We start from the raw sequence: 15,848 nt of genomic DNA, 5'->3' as shown, positions 1-15,848 counted from the left end.
TGACCGCCGTAGGCTGACCTCATGGGTTTCTTCGAACGACTGAACGGCACCCGGCGACCGGCAGGCGGCGTGACACCGCTCACCGCAGCCGGTGTCCGCGATGTCATCCTCGCGGTGAGCGGTCCGGAGTCGCCCTACCGGGTGCGCCTCGCCAGCCCTTCGGAGAAGGCCGACCTGATAGCGGACTGGCGGATCCAGCACCGTTCCTTCGGCGAGGATGTGGACCTGCATCTGAGCATCCGTATGCGGCTGGACCCTCACCGGCGTGAGGTGCGGGCCTTCCAGGAGCAGCGGTCGAGTACCCGGGGCCGGCTGTCGGCGTCGCGTGAGTACGGACGGGGGGCCGGGTTCTCGGTGGACTGGACATACGAGCGGGGCCCCGACGGTCGCCGCCGCAGGGTCAAGACGTTCGACACCCGGGACATGAGTAACGTCCTCCGCGAGGCGGTTCTCGGCGCCGGGTGGACATGGCGGCCCAGCCTGCTGAAGCTCTGACCGACTGCGACCGGCGCACCCCCGCACCAACGGTGCCCATGGAGGGACCGTTCCCGAACAGGTTGAGCGGATCGATCTGCTCGTGGTCCGGGGCGCCGTCCTGCCCGAGGCGAGGCTCTTCGGCTCTTCGGCTCTCTGCATCCGAAGTTCAAGGCGGCCGGTGGAAGACCTTCACCCTGCCCGAGCGGCGCGAGATCGCGAAGATCGCGAAGCCCAAGCCGACCGAACACGACCTGCGGCTACCTGCGCAGCCTCGACCTGCCCGAAGTCCTCATGTCTGATCGTGCTCGGGACTTCCGCCCGCACCTGACCACGTAGAAGTCGACGGCACCCATCACGCCAGCCACAAGGAACAGGGCAGCGTGAGCCGCCACTACATCATCTGGCGGAACGGGCACACTGCCGATATTCACTTGCGCTCCCTCGTCACTCAGGTCAACGTCGCGTGACACCTGACGAAGGCAGAGAGAATGACCACGCGGACCCATCCCGTCGACCACGAGCTCATCCAGGCAGCGGCGCACGTCGCTCGTACTCGCTGCCGGGGCGACAACCACACCATGGCAGCCGCGGCCCGCGCCCGGGACGGCCGCATCGTCACCGCCGTGAACGCCTACCACTTCACGGGAGGGCCCTGCGCCGAGTTGGTCCTCATCGGCACGGCAGCCGCCCGGGGCGTTAACGAGCTGGACACGATCGTCGCGGTGGGCGACCGTGACCGAGGGGTTGTTCCCCCGTGCGGCCGGTGTCGCCAGGTCCTCCTCGACTACTTCCCTGCCCTCAAGGTCATCGTCGGCGAAGGCGATCGCATCCGAACCGTCCTCATCACCGACCTGCTGCCCGAAAGCTACGTCTGGGCTGACCACCAGCTCGACGTCGAGTAACCGCGCTACTCAGCACACGTCGGCAAGGTAGGCCGACAACAGGGCAAACGATGCCTGATGCGGCACTGGTCGTGCGACGCTGCGGGGAAGGACCACCTGATCGTCTCCTTCAAGACGGACTGACCGGCCCCCGGGGCCGACGGCCTGAGACAGACGAAAGGGGTGTCACCCACGTGCGGGTGACACCCCCTCTTCGTGCGTCCTACATGGAGGAGTCGTCGAACGGGTTGTTCATCACGCCTGAGGCCTCGCAGCTCGCGATCGCGCCGCTGCTGGCGCCGATCTTGCAGACCTCGAAGTAGGCGTTGTCGATCCAGCCGGCCTCCAAGTACGTGCTCCAGGAGGCGCTCGTCTGGCCGGTGGGCACGGTCCGCATCTTCCAGACCTTGTGGCCGGCTTCGCCGTTGGTGATGAGGCGGATGCCGATGACGTAGCCGTCGGTCGCGCGGTCCTCGGCGGTGATCTGGATCGGGTCGAGACGGTAGGGGTTGATCCGCCAGCCGATGACCATCCGCCCGTAGTACCAGTTGGTCGAGACCGTTTGCTCGGTGCCGGACGCCGCGGCCGCGGGGCTGGCGAGGAGCGGAGTGACGACGGCGGCCAGAGCCGCGGCGCTGGCGACGAGACTGCTCTTGAAACGCAAGGATCCCCCAGGGTAAATATACTGGCACAAATTGCATGCTCTAGGTCGAATCTGATCATGCCTGACCACACCTCAACTTGCCTAATCCGGCGTTCCCTTCCGCCTTCCGTGGCTGCCGGCCGCTACCCGCGGCCAGCAGCGACAGCCAGCGTGCAGCTTGCGGGGGCAGGAGCCGTCGCCGTACTCGTGCGCGGGCTCGGCGACACCGGCCCGGCCCGGCCCGGCCAAGGACGCCGTCGTCGATCCGGAGTGTGCGAGCACGGCCGGGAACGACAGGCTCGATCAGGGGGTGAAGTCCGACAAGGACCCCTTCGACTGGATGCCGTCCGTGAACCGCTGCCAGTACGTGCGCGAGTGGACGAGCGTCAAGCTCGCCTGGAATCTCTCGGCTGACTGGGAAGAGAAGATGGCCCTGCATTTCAGGGCCGCCGAGTGCGATGCCCATGTCCGGGGCGAGTGAGCTGTGTGGCGACCCCGAAGACGACTCCTGGTGCTGATGCGTCTGCCGCAAGTGCGGCCTCTGCGAGGACGACGACACCGACGCCGGTAATCGGCAACTCCCTGTAGAGGAAGGGGATATCCCATGACCATCAACAAGGCCGAGGTGTATCGGAAGGCCGCCGAGATCATCGTCCGCGACGGGAAGACCCGGAAGGCCCTCGTTGAGGGTCATGGGCGCGACGAGACGGATGAGAAGCTCCGCGAGCTGCTCAAGACCAGCGCTGATGAATCAGGAGCTGGAGCGGGCGGACGCCGGCCATGGGGCTCGGCGTCCGCCAGGATGCCTGTCAGACGGCGGTGATGCTGTAGCCCTGGTTGTCGCCATAGTGGCACGTCCACAGACGCGCGGGAGCGCCGTTCTCACGGCTCCAGTCGGCTATCTCCAGGCACTTGTTCGGGACGTATGCAGCCTCCGTGGCGAGACGATTGCCATAAAGCCCGCTATAGAAGAGCTGGTTAAGGCCGTAGTGACAGTCCCACTGATTGGCCGTGGCACCGTCATTGGTCGCCCAACCGCCGATCTCCAGACACTTTCCGCTGTGCACGTTCACGTAGTAGTACGAGCCTTCGGGGTTGCCCGACCACCACCACCGCTGCCACTGCTGGTTGGCTCCGCCGGTGCAGGTCCACTGACGCACAGCGGCGCCGTTCGCCGTGCTCCAGTCCGCCACCTCAAGGCACTTGTCATGGTCGGGGTTGTGGTCAGGGCGGATCGTGACGGTGGCGAGGTAGTACCAAGACGGAGATGCGGCCTGGGCCGGCGTGGCCGAGAGGCCGAGGATGAGACCCAAAGAGGCGGTAAGAACAAGCAGCCCGTGCCTGGCCCGGGCAAACGCGGTGAGTTTCATGGTCCCCTGCGATCGATGAGAGAGATCCGGCGAGCGGCCGGAAATCGATGATCATGATCGCATAGGTAGAGGGCTGTAACTCATCGTCGACAAGACCTACTTGAACCAAGACTGGTCGTACGTTCCACCGGATCGGGCGCATCTTCCCGCCTCCGTCTGAGGCTGAACCGCCCGCGGTGTCGAGTCCGTTTCGAAGGGAGAACCTCGATGGCAGACAAGCCCCACGTCTTCGGCCTGTGGGACAAGGTCCGCCGGCGCTGGTTCTACGTCGCCGCCTGCCACCAGTGCGATTGGGCGTACGGCTTCAACCAGGACATCACCTGGTCGATGGCGATGACCACGGCCGAGGCCCACGCCTGGATCCAGAACGTCGCCCACCCGACAGGGGCGGCACGGTGAAGATCCGCGTCCAGGGATACCGGGGCGTCCGGTACTGGCGGTACCGGCCGAGTGCCCCTGCGGCTGGTCCCACGACATCCCCGCGGAATACCTCGGCTACGAGTGCGCCGCCATCCGCGACCACCAACTCACCTGCCACCGACAGAAGATACGAGCACACCCATGACCCGACGCATGCAAGCCAACGAACAATACCGGCGCGAATGCAAGTACCCAACCTCGTTCTCACGCCTCCACTTCGAAGAACACGACGAGACGCCCGGCTGTAAACAGAGGCCAGCCTGCACCCCCATCGCCAACACCGTCACCGTCCCCGCCACCGGCACCGTCCTCGTCGTCGACGGCGTCGTGCAGGAAGTGAAGCCGGTCCGGCAGCAGTACAGGCAGAAGCCGAGCGACACGCACTGGACGGTGGAGTACAAGTTCACGATCGAGCCGCCGAAGCCGACGTTCTTCGAGCCGGGCAAGACGTACGAGCGGTTCGCCGACTGGAGTATCCGCGCCCAGGCCTACACGGTCATGGAGCGCTTCGACTGCACCGCGGTCGAGAAGGATGGCGACGGCAACCTGGTCGCGTTCGGGCGCATTACCAGCACCAAGGGCGGCCGGAACGACACCGGAATTGGCCTCTGGTACCCGCTGCACAAGTACGAGTGGACGAACGAGGACTGGACGGAGCAGTCGTGACCGAGGTCGCCCCCTGGGAGGAGGGCCTACCGCTGCGACCACAACGAGACCCCGGCGGCTCCGCCGACCATGGTGATCAGGCTGATGAGCCATCCGGGGACGCGCTGTACCGTCAAGTGCACTCCACCCATGCGGAGTTCGATGAGCGGCTGCGTGCTGACCTCGGGCGTGGCAGTGCGCTTGGGCATGGAAATGCCCTCTCTCTGAGGTGGGATGAGGTGGCCGTTCAGAGCCAGTGCCGCCGATCGTAGCTATCCGCACCAGGACATCGATCGGTGTGCCGGAGCACAGGGGGGCGCATGCCCCTGGTCAGCGACTCGTGCTTGTAGGAGCACCAATGCACTGGTCCTGAGCACGTCTCGGCAAACGTGCAGCTCAGGTGACGACCGGATACCCGCGACTACTCGATCACGATGCCTATCCGCATAGCCCTTCCCAGCTGATGCGCCGGACGAGGCATTCGCCTACCGCTCCGAAGGAGCCCCCGTGTCCAGACGTATGCAGGCCAACCCCAGTCGCATGAACAGCTACCACCGCGAGGAGCATGACGAGGCCGCCATGTGCCAGTAACCGGTCCGACTGCGAACCCGTCGAGGAGAAGCACGTGCCCCGCCGCCGCATGAAGGGCTACTACCCCGCTGGAGTACACGCCGGCGAACACAATGAAACCCTCGACTGCCGCCTCGGCACCCCCTGCGAACCCGTCGCCGACACCGTCACCGTCCCCGCCACCGGCACCGTCCTCGTCGTCGACGGGCGAGTGATCCCGGAGGAGGAAGTGAAGTCCCAGCGTCGTACCAAATTCGACAGCGGAGGCGTCGGCTACACCTTCCTGCTGAAGCCGCCGAAGCCGACATTCTTCGAGGAGGGGAAGACGTACCGGCGCGTCGGCGTCGCCAAGACCTTCACCGTCACCCACGTCGACACCCACCCCGTCACAGGCATCCCCTACGCCCACGGCTGGATACGGGAGGCCTACCCCTCGGGGATGGACCACACCTGGTCCGGGAGCCTCGCGAACCGCGCCGGCGGGGAGGAGGTTCCGACGTGACCGAACACCTCAACAAGCTCGTGGCCGAGGCCGAGCAGTGGCGGCGCGACCATCCGTGGCTGTCCCGCTGGTACGGACTCCGGCGCCGTACCGGGAAGGCCTGGCGCTGGCTGAAGCGGCAGCCCCGGCACCGCTGGGAGAGGGCGCGGCGCGGCTTCAGCTACATGGACGCCTGGGGTTTCGACCTCTACATCGCCGGCGTCATCGCCGACGCCTGCGACCACCTGAGGAAGGTCAGGCACGGCCGCCCCGTCGACATGACCGAGGCCGAGTGGGACGCCTACCTCGACAGTGTCGCCGGCCCCCTCCACCGGTACGGCGACGGCGACCCCGACGCCACCTATGACGAGGACGCCGCCGCCTACACCGACGCCGTCGCCGCCATGCACCGCTTCGCCGACAAGTTCGGCTCTTTCTGGGACTAACGAGGAGGTACCGGTGCCCGACAGCGACAACCGGCGAAAGCATGCGACAGAACGGCGGACTGCGGTCGCCGACGAGGCAATGACGATCCGTCACAACCTGGGCAGGCAGGACATCACCGTCACCGTGTGGGCCGAGGACGACGGCCAGCCGTTCCGGTCCACCGTATGGGCCGAGGACGACAACACCGTCACCGTCACCTTCAAGGGCCGGCCGGGACGTAACTGTCGTGTCGAAGTGTCCGACCCCGACACCCGCCCACCCGCCGCCCTGCCCGGGGGGCGGGTGTGAACCGCGGAGAAGAAGGGCGGCCCGACGGTACTGCCCCCGGGATACCCCTGGGCGCCGGGCCTCGCCCACGCACGCCATATCGGCGTGGGCTGACGCCACCCTACTGGGGCCGCACGGGCGCGCACCACAGGTTCGTTCGCGACCTACGCCACCCGCCGCCACAGCCGCCGGCGCTGCTGCGGCACCGTCGGGGCGACGTCGTCGTTGGCCCTCAGCATCTCGCGCGTGGCCACGATCAGTTCACCACTCGCGTGTTGGACGCGGAGATGCGCCTCCCTATATTCATCGGAGCACAATCTTCAGGACGCGCGTAGTAGGACAGGAGCGCATTTATGCGCGCATCCGAAAGCGTGGGTGTGACTGCCTGAAGCCGTGTCGCAGCGGCACGCATAGCGTCAACCCGGCCAGCGCTTGAGGATCCCTGATAGCCAAGCAACGCGACTATGGCCGATGTGGCGCCTTGCGAAACTCGATCACCACGAAGGCGTGTCAGATAGGTTTGCGCATAGACCTCCTGCCCATGCTCAAGGCCAACCTTCACGAACGCCGCCATGGTCTCATTCACCTCCTTTAGAACGTCGACCACTGGGAGCGTCGCAGTCAATTCCAACCCAGCCCGCTTCTGCATCAACGTGAGCCAATCTTCGTCCAGTTGGCTACGCAGATGGCCATCCTCATCGTCTTCCTTGAACAGTTTCTTCGTTGCCTCAACGACTACACGAGTCTGATGAATGTAATCCGCCGCCAAGACCTGCCGCACCGTCCATAGGGCAGCCACACGCTGCGCCTCGGCAGCGATCTGCGCCGCCTCCCTGGCCGCCGCCGCCTGGTCCCGACCACCGTTCGCCTGGATCTTCGCGCCGATGACGCTGCCGAGGAGGCCGCCGCCGATGGCGAGGAAGGCCACCAGCGCGGCGAAGATCTCGTTGTTCTCTTCGAAGTACTTCCACAGTCCACCCACCGGCACATCATGCCGAACACACGTGGGGCGTGTCTGGGTTACACCGCTCGTCGCCTGATCGCGGTCCTCCCGGCTACAACGAGCGGGGGGCGTAGTACATCCATGTGGCGTACAGGCCAACTACGATGCCGTGGTCGTCGAAGTGATGTGTGCTCACTACGAGTTCGCCAGGCCCAGCGGAGGGATAGTTCGTGGCGATCCTGGCAACGTCACGCGGATCGCGATAATAGCCCATCCAGTGCCATATCGGCAGCGGGACAAAGACGCCAGGGCCTCGAATATCTTCCCTCTGCGTGAGGAGCTTCCGTCGCCGCTGCTCCTCTTCGACGACGCGCTCGACGATTCCATTCTTTAGCTGGATGCCTTCCTCTGCCGTGCGCATCTCGTCAGCGATCTCTTCGAGGCTTCGGTAGTTCATGCCGACCACCTGTGCAGTAGGCCCCCGCAACACCATGCGCCCTCCCGATCTAAACCGCCACCCGACCAGAGGAACCGGCTGACCGCCCACCACCCGCCCTTACTCGGCCTACTCCGCTGACCCACGCGACGCCCTCGTCATCGACGCCGATTCTGCGACCTGATCTGCCCCGTCAGTGACGGCGTCATCGCCACGGGAACTGGTCGTCCCGGCGCCGGGCCTCGGCGAGGACCCGCCACAGCCACACCGTCCAGTCGCGAGGCATGGGCAGCGTGAACTTCTGCCGGGCCGAGATCGCGGCGCCGTAGACGCCCCGCGCCCAGGCGGCCACCGCCCGGCGCTCGTTGTCGTGCCCCTCCGGCCACGCCTCGCACAGGCCCCAGTCCTCCAGGCATCGGCGACGATCAGCCACTCCAGGGCCCCGTACGAGATCGCGTACGACTCGCGGCGCAGTTCCACTCTCACCCGCGCACCCTAACCCGCGAAGGAATTGATCAGTTATGGACCCCGAAGCGAAGAAGATCCTCGAAGACACCTACAACATCCTCGAAGCGCGCGGCTGGTGCCAGGGAACGATGCAGCAGGCCGACGGCAAGGTCTGCCTCGAAGGCGCGTTCCGCGCCGCCTGCGGATACGGAGACACCGAGGAGGAGTACCCCTACTGGGCGTCCACCCCGACCGGCGGGGCGTGGGAAACGCTTTGCCGCACCGTCGAGCAGGAGTGCGGAGATGCCGCTCCCTGGATATGGAACGACGCCCCCGAGCGCACCGTCGAGGACGTGAAGCTCATCCTGAAGCGGGCGATCGAGTCGTGAGCCACTTCAAAGAGGGCGACGTCGTCTACTACGACGACAACCGCCTGAAGATCCTGGCCGGCCCGTTCACGACCGCCGAATACCCGACCATCGACCAGTACCACGTCAGCGGCCCCGGCGTCTACATCGGCACCGCCTGGGAGTCCGACCTGGCATCCGAGGACGACTCCATCGCCTTCGAGACCGGGTGCCTAATCGAGGAGCTGGAGGCCGACTGATGCCCTACGAAGTGAAGATCACCGTCACCGAGAGCGCCATCGCCACCCACGCCGACGCCGTCACCCGCGCCCGGCGGCTACCTACTCTGGGGAGACTACGTCGGCGATGAGCGGCTGCAGCCGACCCACGGCTACGGTCGCCCGGTGTCCTACGAGTCGTACCTCCTGCCCCTCGACCGCTTGGTCGACCTGCTGGAACAGGCCGGGCTCGTCGTCACCGCGAGGCTGGAGCAGGAGCCCGGCGGGCTGGCGAACAGACCGCACGCCTGCCTGCTGGCCCGCAAGCCCGAAACACCCTGACGGGCCGTTGCCCGGGATGAGGCCGCTCGGCTGGACCGCGGAGACGATCACGGGGTCGGCAGTTGAGACCGCCGGTTGAGAAAACGCGCGGCCGGAAGTCCTGGACGGCGTGCGTTCCGGTTGTGCCAGGGCAAGCAGTGGTGCAGCGCGCGGGTCTTGAGTCGTGTGGTGGCTGAATGGATGACGAAGTCCGCGTCGTCAGCCTGAGCAGGTGGGGGCGGTCTCCCGCCCGCCGAGGGGGTCATGCGCTGCCCCATAAGGGCGGGTCGTGCAGGCTGACAGCTTGCCGCGTACCGTCAGCGCATGCACGATCAGCAAGATCAAGATCACGGCAGCATCTCCGAGGCGATGGAGGCCGAAGCGGTGGTGTTCGTGTGCGCGACATGTGGAGTCGCGCTGACGGGGCCGCTCATACGGCTGCCTGCTGTTCCCGAGGCTCCGTACTACGCGTGGTGGGAAGCGGATGAGCCGGGCCCGTCGCCGGCGACTGTGCCGTCGGGCTGCTATGCGGTCGAGACGGAGCCGTACGGTGCGCCCTTGGTCGTCGCTGCGGTGCCCGGGCCTGTGATGCCGCGCCATGGGGAGCACTGGAACGTGGACGGGAAGCCGTTGGTGTCGCAGGGCCCACGAGGCAACATCGTCATCAACCCGGACGATGCACGTGGCCTGGAGCTGCGGCACGCATCCCCCGCCTGCTGCGGAGCGACCCCGACCGGCGGAATGAACCAACAGTGCGCCTGCGGAACCCTCGTCGCTACCCTCTGCTCCGACTGCTGCCTGCCGTACGAACTGCATCTCTCGGCCGACCACGTTCGCGCGGTTCGCCCGTGAGCTGGGTGCGGGCCACTGCCCATGCGTCACCGGGGAGGACGCCATGTGGGAGAGGCGGCGAGGCCATGCGGGGGCATCCCGGCGGAGGCGGGGAGTCGAGCTTGGCAGCCATGGCGTTTGTGGCGGCCTGCGCACCCCCGACGTTTATCGTCATGCAGACGAATATTGCATGGCCTTCCATGCATGAGATTGGCGCTGTGACACGTGACCCAGCGGGAGTCACGCCGTCGAAGAAGAGCCCGGCCCTCTCGTACGCAGGAAGCCGCCGGCCCCAGCCGTCTCACTCGATCCGGTCCACGCAGACCAACGAGACCCCGTCGGCAGGGCCACGTGCCGGCCGGCTTGCAGGGTCGGCGCGGCGCGCGGCACCCTGAGAGTCGAGAGCAGGTGCTGACGTGCACACCAGCGACGAGATCTACCACCGTGTGCTCTGGGATCCGCGATTCGATCCCGAGCGGTTCGTGATGGGGATCGCGGAGCGCGGCGCCCCGCCGAAGCGCGTCCTGCTCGGCGACTTCGTACCCGGCGGGGAGATCCCCTGGCACCGGGTGGTGTTCTTCGAGGCGGACGGCAAGGTCGTCTGGGACCGCGTCTCCGGCGTCGACCGGCTCGATGAGACCCTCGCCGGGCAGGTCGGTCACGTGCCGGCCCCGGCGCCCAGCGACATCCTCGTCGTCCCGCCGACGAACCGCAGCGCCGTCGCCTGGCTGCCCCCGGAGCAGCTGTGGCCGCCGATCCAGCACATTCGCCGCGAACACGACCGGCAGATCCGCCGCTGGCCGCCGCACGTCAACGTGCTCTTCGGTTTCGTCCCCGAGGCCGAGTTCGCCCGGGCCCTGCCACTGGTCGCCGCGGCGCTCGCCGAGACGCCGCCGTTCACCGCCCGCCTGGCGGGCGTCCACTGGTTCGGCCACCGCGAGGACGCCACCGTCTGGCTCGACCCTGCCGCCGCCGACCAAGAGCCCTGGTCACGGATGCGGGAGTCCCTGGAGCTCCGCTTCCCGCTGTGCGGATCCCGCTCTCACGGCTTCACCCCGCACCTGTCCCTCGGCCGTACCCAGGACCCGCATCTCCTCGCTCGCAAGGTGGAGGAACTCCTCGGGCCCATGGCGGCCCGGGTCGACGAGCTGGTCGTGCTCTCCCGGCGCGACGACGAGCCGATGCGGGTGCGGGCCCACGTCATGCTCGGCAGCGGCGACGTCCGTCACCCGGAGAACTCGACTTCTCCAGGAAACCCTCCGCCGCCGCCACCCCCTCCAGAACGTTGATCCTTCACTCGAAGTCCCTCTCCCCCGGTCACGTACGGCCGAGGGTGCCCGGTGCTGCCGCTCCGGATCAGTTCTTCCGCCGGTAGGCGCCGGGTGCGGTCCCGTGCGTGCGTTTGAACGCGTTGGCGAAGGCGAACTCGGATGCGTAGCCCACCTGGGTGGCGACGGATCTCAACGGTGCGTCTGATGTGCGGAGCAAGCGCGCGGCCGTGGTCATCCGCCACCAGGTCAGGTAGCCGAGGGGCGGTCGGCCGATCAGCATGGCGAAGCGTCTCGCGAAGGGTGCTCGCGAGAGCCCGGCTTCCGCGGCGAGTGTCGCCACGGTCCAGGGAGCCGCCGGGTCACGGTGGATGGCGTGGAGGGCGGCGGTGACCGGCGGGTCGTTCAGCGCGGCAGCCCATCCCGTGGTGTCTCCTCGGGAGGGCTGTTCCTTGAACCAGACGCGCAGGATGTACAGCAGAAGAGTGTCCAGGAGCGCGGGGACGATGGCGCTCGTGCCCAGGCGCGGGTTCTCCAGCTCGGCGGCCAGAAGCCCCACGGCCGAGCGCAACTCGGGGTGGCGGTCCTCGTGTGCGGGCAAGTGGATCAGGTCCGGGAGTGTCAGCAGCAGCGGGTGCGTGCGGGACGGGTCGAGCTGGTAGGCCCCGCAGAGCACGACGGTGACCGGGCCGCCTTCTCCGCTCCGGTCGACGCTGTCCGAGGCGTAGGCGTTGTCCGGCTCGTGGTCGTCGGGCGGCCCGCAGGCAGGGGCTGTCAGCGCGGTTCCGGGGCTGTCGGCCAGCGTGTGCCCGCTGCCGTGGGGAAGGAACACGACGTCGCCCGCGTCCAGTTGGATGGGCTGTGCATCCGCGCGCAGGAGCCAACAGGAACCCTGAAGGATCACCTGGAAGCCCGCCGACCCGGGGACGGAGGCGAACTCCTGTCCCCACGGCGCATGCCACCGCACCTGCGCCGATCGGGGCCGGCCGGTCCGCGTCACCGCGACCACGTCGCTGAGCACATCCATGGGACCGAGAGTACGGGCGCGAGACGCACGCGCATCAACTGGGCACTCTGACGCATGGATCGTCTCCCTGTGCGGTCCGTAGATTCGCGGCATGACGATGATGAAGACCGCGCGTATCCACGAGTACGGCGATACCTCCGTGATCCGCTACGACTCCGTTCCCCGTCCGCGGCCCGGCTTCGGTGAAGTACTCGTCCGTGTCGCCGCGACGTCGTTCAATCCGACCGAGGCCGCTCTGCGAGCCGGAATGCTGCAGGCGTTCCTCCCCGTGGACTTGCCCTTCACCCTCGGCTGGGACGTCGCCGGCACGGTGGTCGAGATCGGTGCGGGAGCCGATGGCTTCGCTGTCGGCGACCGGGTCATCGGGCGGCTCGACAGCGGGGGTGCGGCTGCCGAGTACGTCCGGGCGCCCGCCGCCCTACTTGTCGCGGCGCCGGCGTCCGTCCCTCTCGCCAGCGCTGCGGCCCTTCCCGTGGCGGGCCTGACGGCCTGGCAGGCAGTGTTCGAGCACGGGAAGGTGGCCGCTGGTCATCGCGTGCTGGTCAACGGTGCGGGCGGCGGCGTCGGAGGTTTCGTGACGCAGCTGGCCGCGCACGCGGGGGCTGAGGTGATCGCCACGGCCAGTACGCGCAGCACTGCGGCGGTTCTGCGGCAGGGGGCGGACCAAGTGATCGACTACACCGCCGGGCCGGTGGGTGTCGCTCTGGACGGCCAGGTGGACACTCTGCTCAATCTGGTCCCGCTGAGCCCGCTGGACGCCGCAGCTCTGGCGCCCCTGGTACGCCCGGGCGGGAGGATCATCTCCATCGCGACCCCGATCGAGCCGGCTTACGGCACTGGGGTGAACGCGAAGCACATCGTCGCACGCAACGATGTCGCGCATCTCGCGGCCCTCGCGGAACTCGTCGACGCGGCCACGCTCGGCATCGACATCAGCGACTCACGTCCACTGGCCGACCTCGCCGACGTCCATCGCCTCAGCGAGGCCGGCCAGATCCGAGGGAAGGTCCTCATCGTTCCTTGACCCCATGGCGTCTGGGGGCTGCGCTGTCGTCCCGGCTGACAGGTGTCACCCGCCTCGAGCTTCACACGATCACGACCGGGGGTGACCTGCGGCTCCCGAAGATCGGGGAGGTGCGGGTGAAGTGGTCCCGAGCCCTTCCCTCCACGCCGTCCACGGTGACCGTGGTCAAGGACGCGGCCGGACGGTACTTCTGTTCGTTCGTAGTCGAGACCGAACCCGAGTCGCTGCCCGTCACGGACAGCGTGGTCGGCATCGACCTGGGCCTGACGCACTTCGCGATCCTCTCGGACGGAACGAAGATCGAGTCCCCGCGCTTCCTGCGCCGGGCCGAGAAGAAGCTGAAGAAGGCGCAGCAGAACCTCAGCCGTAAGACGAAGGGATCGGCGAACCGGGCTAAGGCCCGCATCAAGGCCGCCCGCGCCCACGCACGGACCGCCGATGCGCGGCGCGAGTTCCACCACCAGCTCTCCACGAAGATCATCCGCGAGAATCAAGCGGTTGCAGTGGAAAACCTGGCGGTCAAGGGACTCGCCCGCACCCGCCTCGCGAAGTCCGTGCACGACGCCGGATGGTCGGCGTTCACAACCATGCTGGAGTACAAGGCCACCCGGTACGGGCGTACATTCGTGCGCGTCGGCCGGTTCGAGCCCACGTCACAGGTCTGCTCGGCCTGCGGCGTCAAGGACGGCCCCAAGCCCCTCAGTGTCCGTGTGTGGACGTGCGGGTCCTGCGGAACCGTCCTTGACCGGGACATCAACGCGGCGGTCAACGTCGCCAAGGCCGCCGGACTGGCGGTATCAGCCTGCGGAGCGCGGGTAAGACCGGGACTCGTCCCGGCACAGCGCGGAGAAACAGGAACCCACCGAGACGGTCAGACGACCGTGGTAGGAATCCCCGCCCTTTAGGGCGGGGAGCGGAAGTCAACAGACCTGGCGCTCGCCGATCGACCAAGCGGAGGCAGAGGCGATCGTTGCCGGATTCCGCGCGGAGCATCCCGACGGGCCCGGCTTCTTCCAGTACGCCATCGAGCAGAACCAGCGGCCCGGCTTGATCGGTGATCTCCATGTCGAGACCGAGTCCGGCCGTCACGGGGCAAGGGTGGGCATCACGCTGGCGCCGGACATGCGACACCGGGGCTACGCCACCGAGGCGATGGCCGCTGTGGCGGACCATCTCTTCGCCACAGGGGTGAAACGGATCGTGGCCACCTGCGACGCCCGGAACGCGGCGTCCGCGCCGACGTCCTGCTGTTCCGGATGTCGGCCGAGCAGCTGCGCCGCCCCTCATGAACCAGCAGGGTTCCAGCGGCGACCACCGAGCGCACCCACGCGCGATCACAGGAGGAGGACAGCATGGACGGAGCCCGCCCGGGAGACCGGATCGCGCCGATCGATGAGAGCGAGGTCGGCGTCGACGCCGTGGACACGCCCAGTGGGACCGACGAGTCGGGCGACTCGCAGGAGCTTGAGGCGTAGCCCTCGTCTCATCCGCACCGCCCTCCCGTCGAAGACCACTGACCTTCGATGGGAGGGCCTGCCGACACCAGGGCCTGTTGACGCATCCCACGTAAGGAAGAAGCCACCGATGCGACCGGGGCCTAGGGATGTTGTGAAAGTGCTGGTCGCAGCCATTCGCTGATGGCTGCGACCAGCACAGTCGCTTCGTAGCGGACGGCAAGGAGTGAAACCGGGTGCCGCCGAAACGCGGATGTCGGCCGACGTCAGCGTGTGACAGGGTGCCAACATGTCCAACAGCGTCTCCTATCCCGTCTTCCGCACGTCCGACCCGGCAGCGGCCCTTGGCACGGCGCGTCGGCTCCTCGCGCTGGGCGAGCGGGAGTACGCCCAGGTGTCGGTGGACGCGGAGCTCTGCACGATCGCTGAGGTACTGCGGATACGCCGGGCGCTTCCGGACGCTTGGTTCCGCACGGAGAACGACGACTTCTGGGCAAGGGAGCCTGCCGAGCGGGCGGAACTGCGTTTCGAATTTCATGCGTCCGAACTCTCCGAGGATACGGATGACCTCGTTTCCCTACTCCCGCTCTGGGCCTCAATGCTGGACCGGCCCGTCGGTAGCGTCGAAGACAGGTTCACCACCTTGGTGGACGCGAACTACGGCTCGATCCGCTGGGACCAGGTGATCTGGCCGGAGGTACCGGAGCGCGGGTACGGCGGTCGGGTCGAACACGACGGGGTCACCTTGGTGTTCAACTGCGACGCCACTGAAGCCAACCGGGAAGTCAGCACACACACTGTGTACGTGAGTGTCCACCGGACCCCTGGCGCGCAGCAGTACGCCGCCTGGCTGGCCGAGCAGATCGGCCAGGCGGTCATCGGCCCGCCGTACACCTAGGGTCTTTCGTTAAAGTGCTACCGGCGGACAGCCAGTTCGTGTGTACCGCTCGCTACGTACCGTTCGCCACGTACCGTTCGAGGAGCGGCTTCTACCGGCGGCGTAGAGATCCGGGCCCGCAGCGAGTGGACCAGTCGCCGACCGGCGACAGTCGCTCTCCAACGGCCCGCACGACGACAAGCCTGCCGCCTTCGAAAGCGATTCGATCACTGGCAGCCAGGAAGATCGGGCCCGCCAGTTCGAAGGCGTATCCGTCATCGGTCTCGAAGTCCTTCACCAGTACCAACCGCGAGGTAGGCGTGGCTCCGTCAGCTACCAGGCGCATGACGAAATGCTCCCACGCCACCGGCGGCGGCGACCCGAAATCGCATGCGATCCACGTCCAGTCGTGCTGGGATCAATCACTATGAATGATCTTTTCCCCGATGAAGCC

The 15,848-nt window shown here is 67.3% G+C and carries 23 protein-coding genes and 3 pseudogenes; 19 read left to right on the top strand and 7 right to left on the bottom strand.

Features of this window, described 5'->3' with window-relative positions; all coding sequences use genetic code 11:
- The first annotated feature begins 21 nt into the window (after positions 1-21).
- Together AB5J54_RS40760 and AB5J54_RS40755 are read left to right on the top strand one after the other, a co-directional pair.
- On the top strand, positions 22-495 hold the full coding sequence (locus AB5J54_RS40760; RefSeq protein WP_369149081.1) for a hypothetical protein: 474 nt from the start codon (positions 22-24) through the stop codon (positions 493-495).
- Positions 496-965: 470 nt separating this feature from the next.
- Positions 966-1,379 (top strand): cytidine deaminase, encoded by a 414-nt coding sequence (locus AB5J54_RS40755; RefSeq protein WP_369149080.1) that lies wholly within the window; start codon positions 966-968, stop codon positions 1,377-1,379.
- Between the two features lie 202 nt (positions 1,380-1,581).
- Here AB5J54_RS40755 and AB5J54_RS40750 read toward each other — a convergent pair whose 3' ends face one another.
- Positions 1,582-2,022: a hypothetical protein gene (locus tag AB5J54_RS40750; protein WP_369149079.1), complete on the bottom strand. Its 441-nt coding sequence runs from the start codon at positions 2,020-2,022 to the stop codon at positions 1,582-1,584.
- Between the two features lie 289 nt (positions 2,023-2,311).
- On the opposite strand from AB5J54_RS40750, the gene AB5J54_RS40745 reads away from it, so the two are divergent.
- Positions 2,312-2,482 (top strand): hypothetical protein, encoded by a 171-nt coding sequence (locus AB5J54_RS40745; protein WP_369149078.1) that lies wholly within the window; start codon positions 2,312-2,314, stop codon positions 2,480-2,482.
- A 123-nt stretch (positions 2,483-2,605) separates the two neighbouring features.
- Complete coding sequence (locus AB5J54_RS40740) at positions 2,606-2,824, top strand: hypothetical protein (protein ID WP_369149077.1); 219 nt, start codon at positions 2,606-2,608, stop codon at positions 2,822-2,824.
- Here the strand turns inward: AB5J54_RS40740 and AB5J54_RS40735 are convergent.
- A complete protein-coding gene (locus AB5J54_RS40735; protein WP_369149076.1) occupies positions 2,811-3,371 on the bottom strand; it encodes an RICIN domain-containing protein in 561 nt (186 codons plus the stop codon). The two genes, AB5J54_RS40740 and AB5J54_RS40735, sit on opposite strands and share 14 nt — an antisense overlap.
- Positions 3,372-3,578: 207 nt before the next feature.
- On the opposite strand from AB5J54_RS40735, the gene AB5J54_RS40730 reads away from it, so the two are divergent.
- Both AB5J54_RS40730 and AB5J54_RS40725 read left to right on the top strand, forming a co-directional pair.
- Positions 3,579-3,770 carry a hypothetical protein gene (locus AB5J54_RS40730; RefSeq protein WP_369149075.1) on the top strand — a complete coding sequence of 64 codons (192 nt, stop codon included), beginning with the start codon at positions 3,579-3,581 and terminating at the stop codon, positions 3,768-3,770.
- 162 nt (positions 3,771-3,932) lie between these two features.
- Positions 3,933-4,457, top strand: a complete 525-nt coding sequence (locus AB5J54_RS40725; RefSeq protein ID WP_369149073.1) for a hypothetical protein — start codon at positions 3,933-3,935, stop codon at positions 4,455-4,457.
- 26 nt (positions 4,458-4,483) lie between these two features.
- Here AB5J54_RS40725 and AB5J54_RS40720 read toward each other — a convergent pair whose 3' ends face one another.
- Positions 4,484-4,645: a hypothetical protein gene (locus tag AB5J54_RS40720; protein WP_369149072.1), complete on the bottom strand. Its 162-nt coding sequence runs from the start codon at positions 4,643-4,645 to the stop codon at positions 4,484-4,486.
- A gap of 416 nt (positions 4,646-5,061) precedes the next feature.
- Between AB5J54_RS40720 and AB5J54_RS40715 the strand changes: the two genes are divergently transcribed.
- The 3 genes from AB5J54_RS40715 to AB5J54_RS40705 are packed head-to-tail and all read left to right on the top strand — an operon-like array spanning position 5,062 to position 6,222.
- A complete protein-coding gene (locus AB5J54_RS40715) occupies positions 5,062-5,508 on the top strand; it encodes a hypothetical protein (protein ID WP_369149071.1) in 447 nt (148 codons plus the stop codon).
- Complete coding sequence (locus tag AB5J54_RS40710; protein WP_369149070.1) at positions 5,505-5,933, top strand: hypothetical protein; 429 nt, start codon at positions 5,505-5,507, stop codon at positions 5,931-5,933. Before AB5J54_RS40715 ends, AB5J54_RS40710 begins: the two co-directional genes overlap by 4 nt.
- 13 nt (positions 5,934-5,946) lie before the next feature.
- Positions 5,947-6,222: a hypothetical protein gene (locus AB5J54_RS40705; protein ID WP_369149069.1), complete on the top strand. Its 276-nt coding sequence runs from the start codon at positions 5,947-5,949 to the stop codon at positions 6,220-6,222.
- A 235-nt stretch (positions 6,223-6,457) separates the two neighbouring features.
- Here AB5J54_RS40705 and AB5J54_RS40700 read toward each other — a convergent pair whose 3' ends face one another.
- The 3 genes from AB5J54_RS40700 to AB5J54_RS40690 form a co-directional block, all read right to left on the bottom strand.
- Positions 6,458-7,183 carry a hypothetical protein gene (locus AB5J54_RS40700; protein WP_369149067.1) on the bottom strand — a complete coding sequence of 242 codons (726 nt, stop codon included), beginning with the start codon at positions 7,181-7,183 and terminating at the stop codon, positions 6,458-6,460.
- A gap of 73 nt (positions 7,184-7,256) precedes the next feature.
- Positions 7,257-7,601 carry a hypothetical protein gene (locus AB5J54_RS40695; RefSeq protein ID WP_369149066.1) on the bottom strand — a complete coding sequence of 115 codons (345 nt, stop codon included), beginning with the start codon at positions 7,599-7,601 and terminating at the stop codon, positions 7,257-7,259.
- Positions 7,602-7,785: 184 nt separating this feature from the next.
- Entirely contained in the window at positions 7,786-8,013 is a 228-nt protein-coding gene (locus tag AB5J54_RS40690; protein WP_369149065.1) for a hypothetical protein, read from the bottom strand.
- An 88-nt stretch (positions 8,014-8,101) separates the two neighbouring features.
- Here AB5J54_RS40690 and AB5J54_RS40685 point away from each other — a divergent pair, with 88 nt between their 5' ends.
- The 5 genes and pseudogenes from AB5J54_RS40685 to AB5J54_RS40665 all read left to right on the top strand — a co-directional run.
- Positions 8,102-8,416: a hypothetical protein gene (locus tag AB5J54_RS40685; protein ID WP_369149063.1), complete on the top strand. Its 315-nt coding sequence runs from the start codon at positions 8,102-8,104 to the stop codon at positions 8,414-8,416.
- Positions 8,413-8,634, top strand: a complete 222-nt coding sequence (locus AB5J54_RS40680) for a hypothetical protein (RefSeq protein WP_369149062.1) — start codon at positions 8,413-8,415, stop codon at positions 8,632-8,634. The genes AB5J54_RS40685 and AB5J54_RS40680 overlap by 4 nt, the downstream gene beginning before the upstream one ends.
- Positions 8,635-8,778: 144 nt before the next feature.
- The gene (locus tag AB5J54_RS40675) at positions 8,779-8,934 is read left to right on the top strand and encodes a hypothetical protein (protein WP_369149061.1); all 156 of its coding nucleotides are present in this window, start codon (positions 8,779-8,781) and stop codon (positions 8,932-8,934) included.
- Between the two features lie 303 nt (positions 8,935-9,237).
- Positions 9,238-9,765, top strand: a complete 528-nt coding sequence (locus AB5J54_RS40670; RefSeq protein WP_369149060.1) for a hypothetical protein — start codon at positions 9,238-9,240, stop codon at positions 9,763-9,765.
- A 395-nt stretch (positions 9,766-10,160) separates the two neighbouring features.
- Positions 10,161-10,967 (top strand): annotated as a pseudogene (locus AB5J54_RS40665) (RNA repair domain-containing protein); the annotation flags it as partial.
- Positions 10,968-11,100: 133 nt separating this feature from the next.
- Here AB5J54_RS40665 and AB5J54_RS40660 read toward each other — a convergent pair.
- On the bottom strand, positions 11,101-12,039 hold the full coding sequence (locus tag AB5J54_RS40660; protein WP_369149059.1) for an AraC family transcriptional regulator: 939 nt from the start codon (positions 12,037-12,039) through the stop codon (positions 11,101-11,103).
- A gap of 91 nt (positions 12,040-12,130) precedes the next feature.
- Here AB5J54_RS40660 and AB5J54_RS40655 point away from each other — a divergent pair, with 91 nt between their 5' ends.
- The 5 genes and pseudogenes from AB5J54_RS40655 (at position 12,131) to AB5J54_RS40635 (ending at position 15,415) form a co-directional block, all read left to right on the top strand.
- On the top strand, positions 12,131-13,063 hold the full coding sequence (locus AB5J54_RS40655; protein ID WP_369149058.1) for an NADP-dependent oxidoreductase: 933 nt from the start codon (positions 12,131-12,133) through the stop codon (positions 13,061-13,063).
- A gap of 68 nt (positions 13,064-13,131) precedes the next feature.
- Positions 13,132-13,968, top strand: a pseudogene (locus AB5J54_RS40650) (RNA-guided endonuclease InsQ/TnpB family protein); the annotation flags it as partial.
- 37 nt (positions 13,969-14,005) lie between these two features.
- Positions 14,006-14,287 (top strand): annotated as a pseudogene (locus AB5J54_RS40645) (GNAT family N-acetyltransferase); the annotation flags it as partial.
- A 128-nt stretch (positions 14,288-14,415) separates the two neighbouring features.
- Entirely contained in the window at positions 14,416-14,538 is a 123-nt protein-coding gene (locus tag AB5J54_RS40640; RefSeq protein WP_369149056.1) for a hypothetical protein, read from the top strand.
- Between the two features lie 268 nt (positions 14,539-14,806).
- Complete coding sequence (locus AB5J54_RS40635; protein ID WP_369149055.1) at positions 14,807-15,415, top strand: hypothetical protein; 609 nt, start codon at positions 14,807-14,809, stop codon at positions 15,413-15,415.
- Positions 15,416-15,848: the final 433 nt, after the last annotated feature.

This window comes from Streptomyces sp. R44 (assembly GCF_041053105.1).
In the GTDB taxonomy this organism is placed as follows: Bacteria; Actinomycetota; Actinomycetes; order Streptomycetales; family Streptomycetaceae; genus Streptomyces.
Note: the sequence above shows the minus strand (reverse complement) of the source record. Positions and strands in the feature narration are given on the sequence as shown.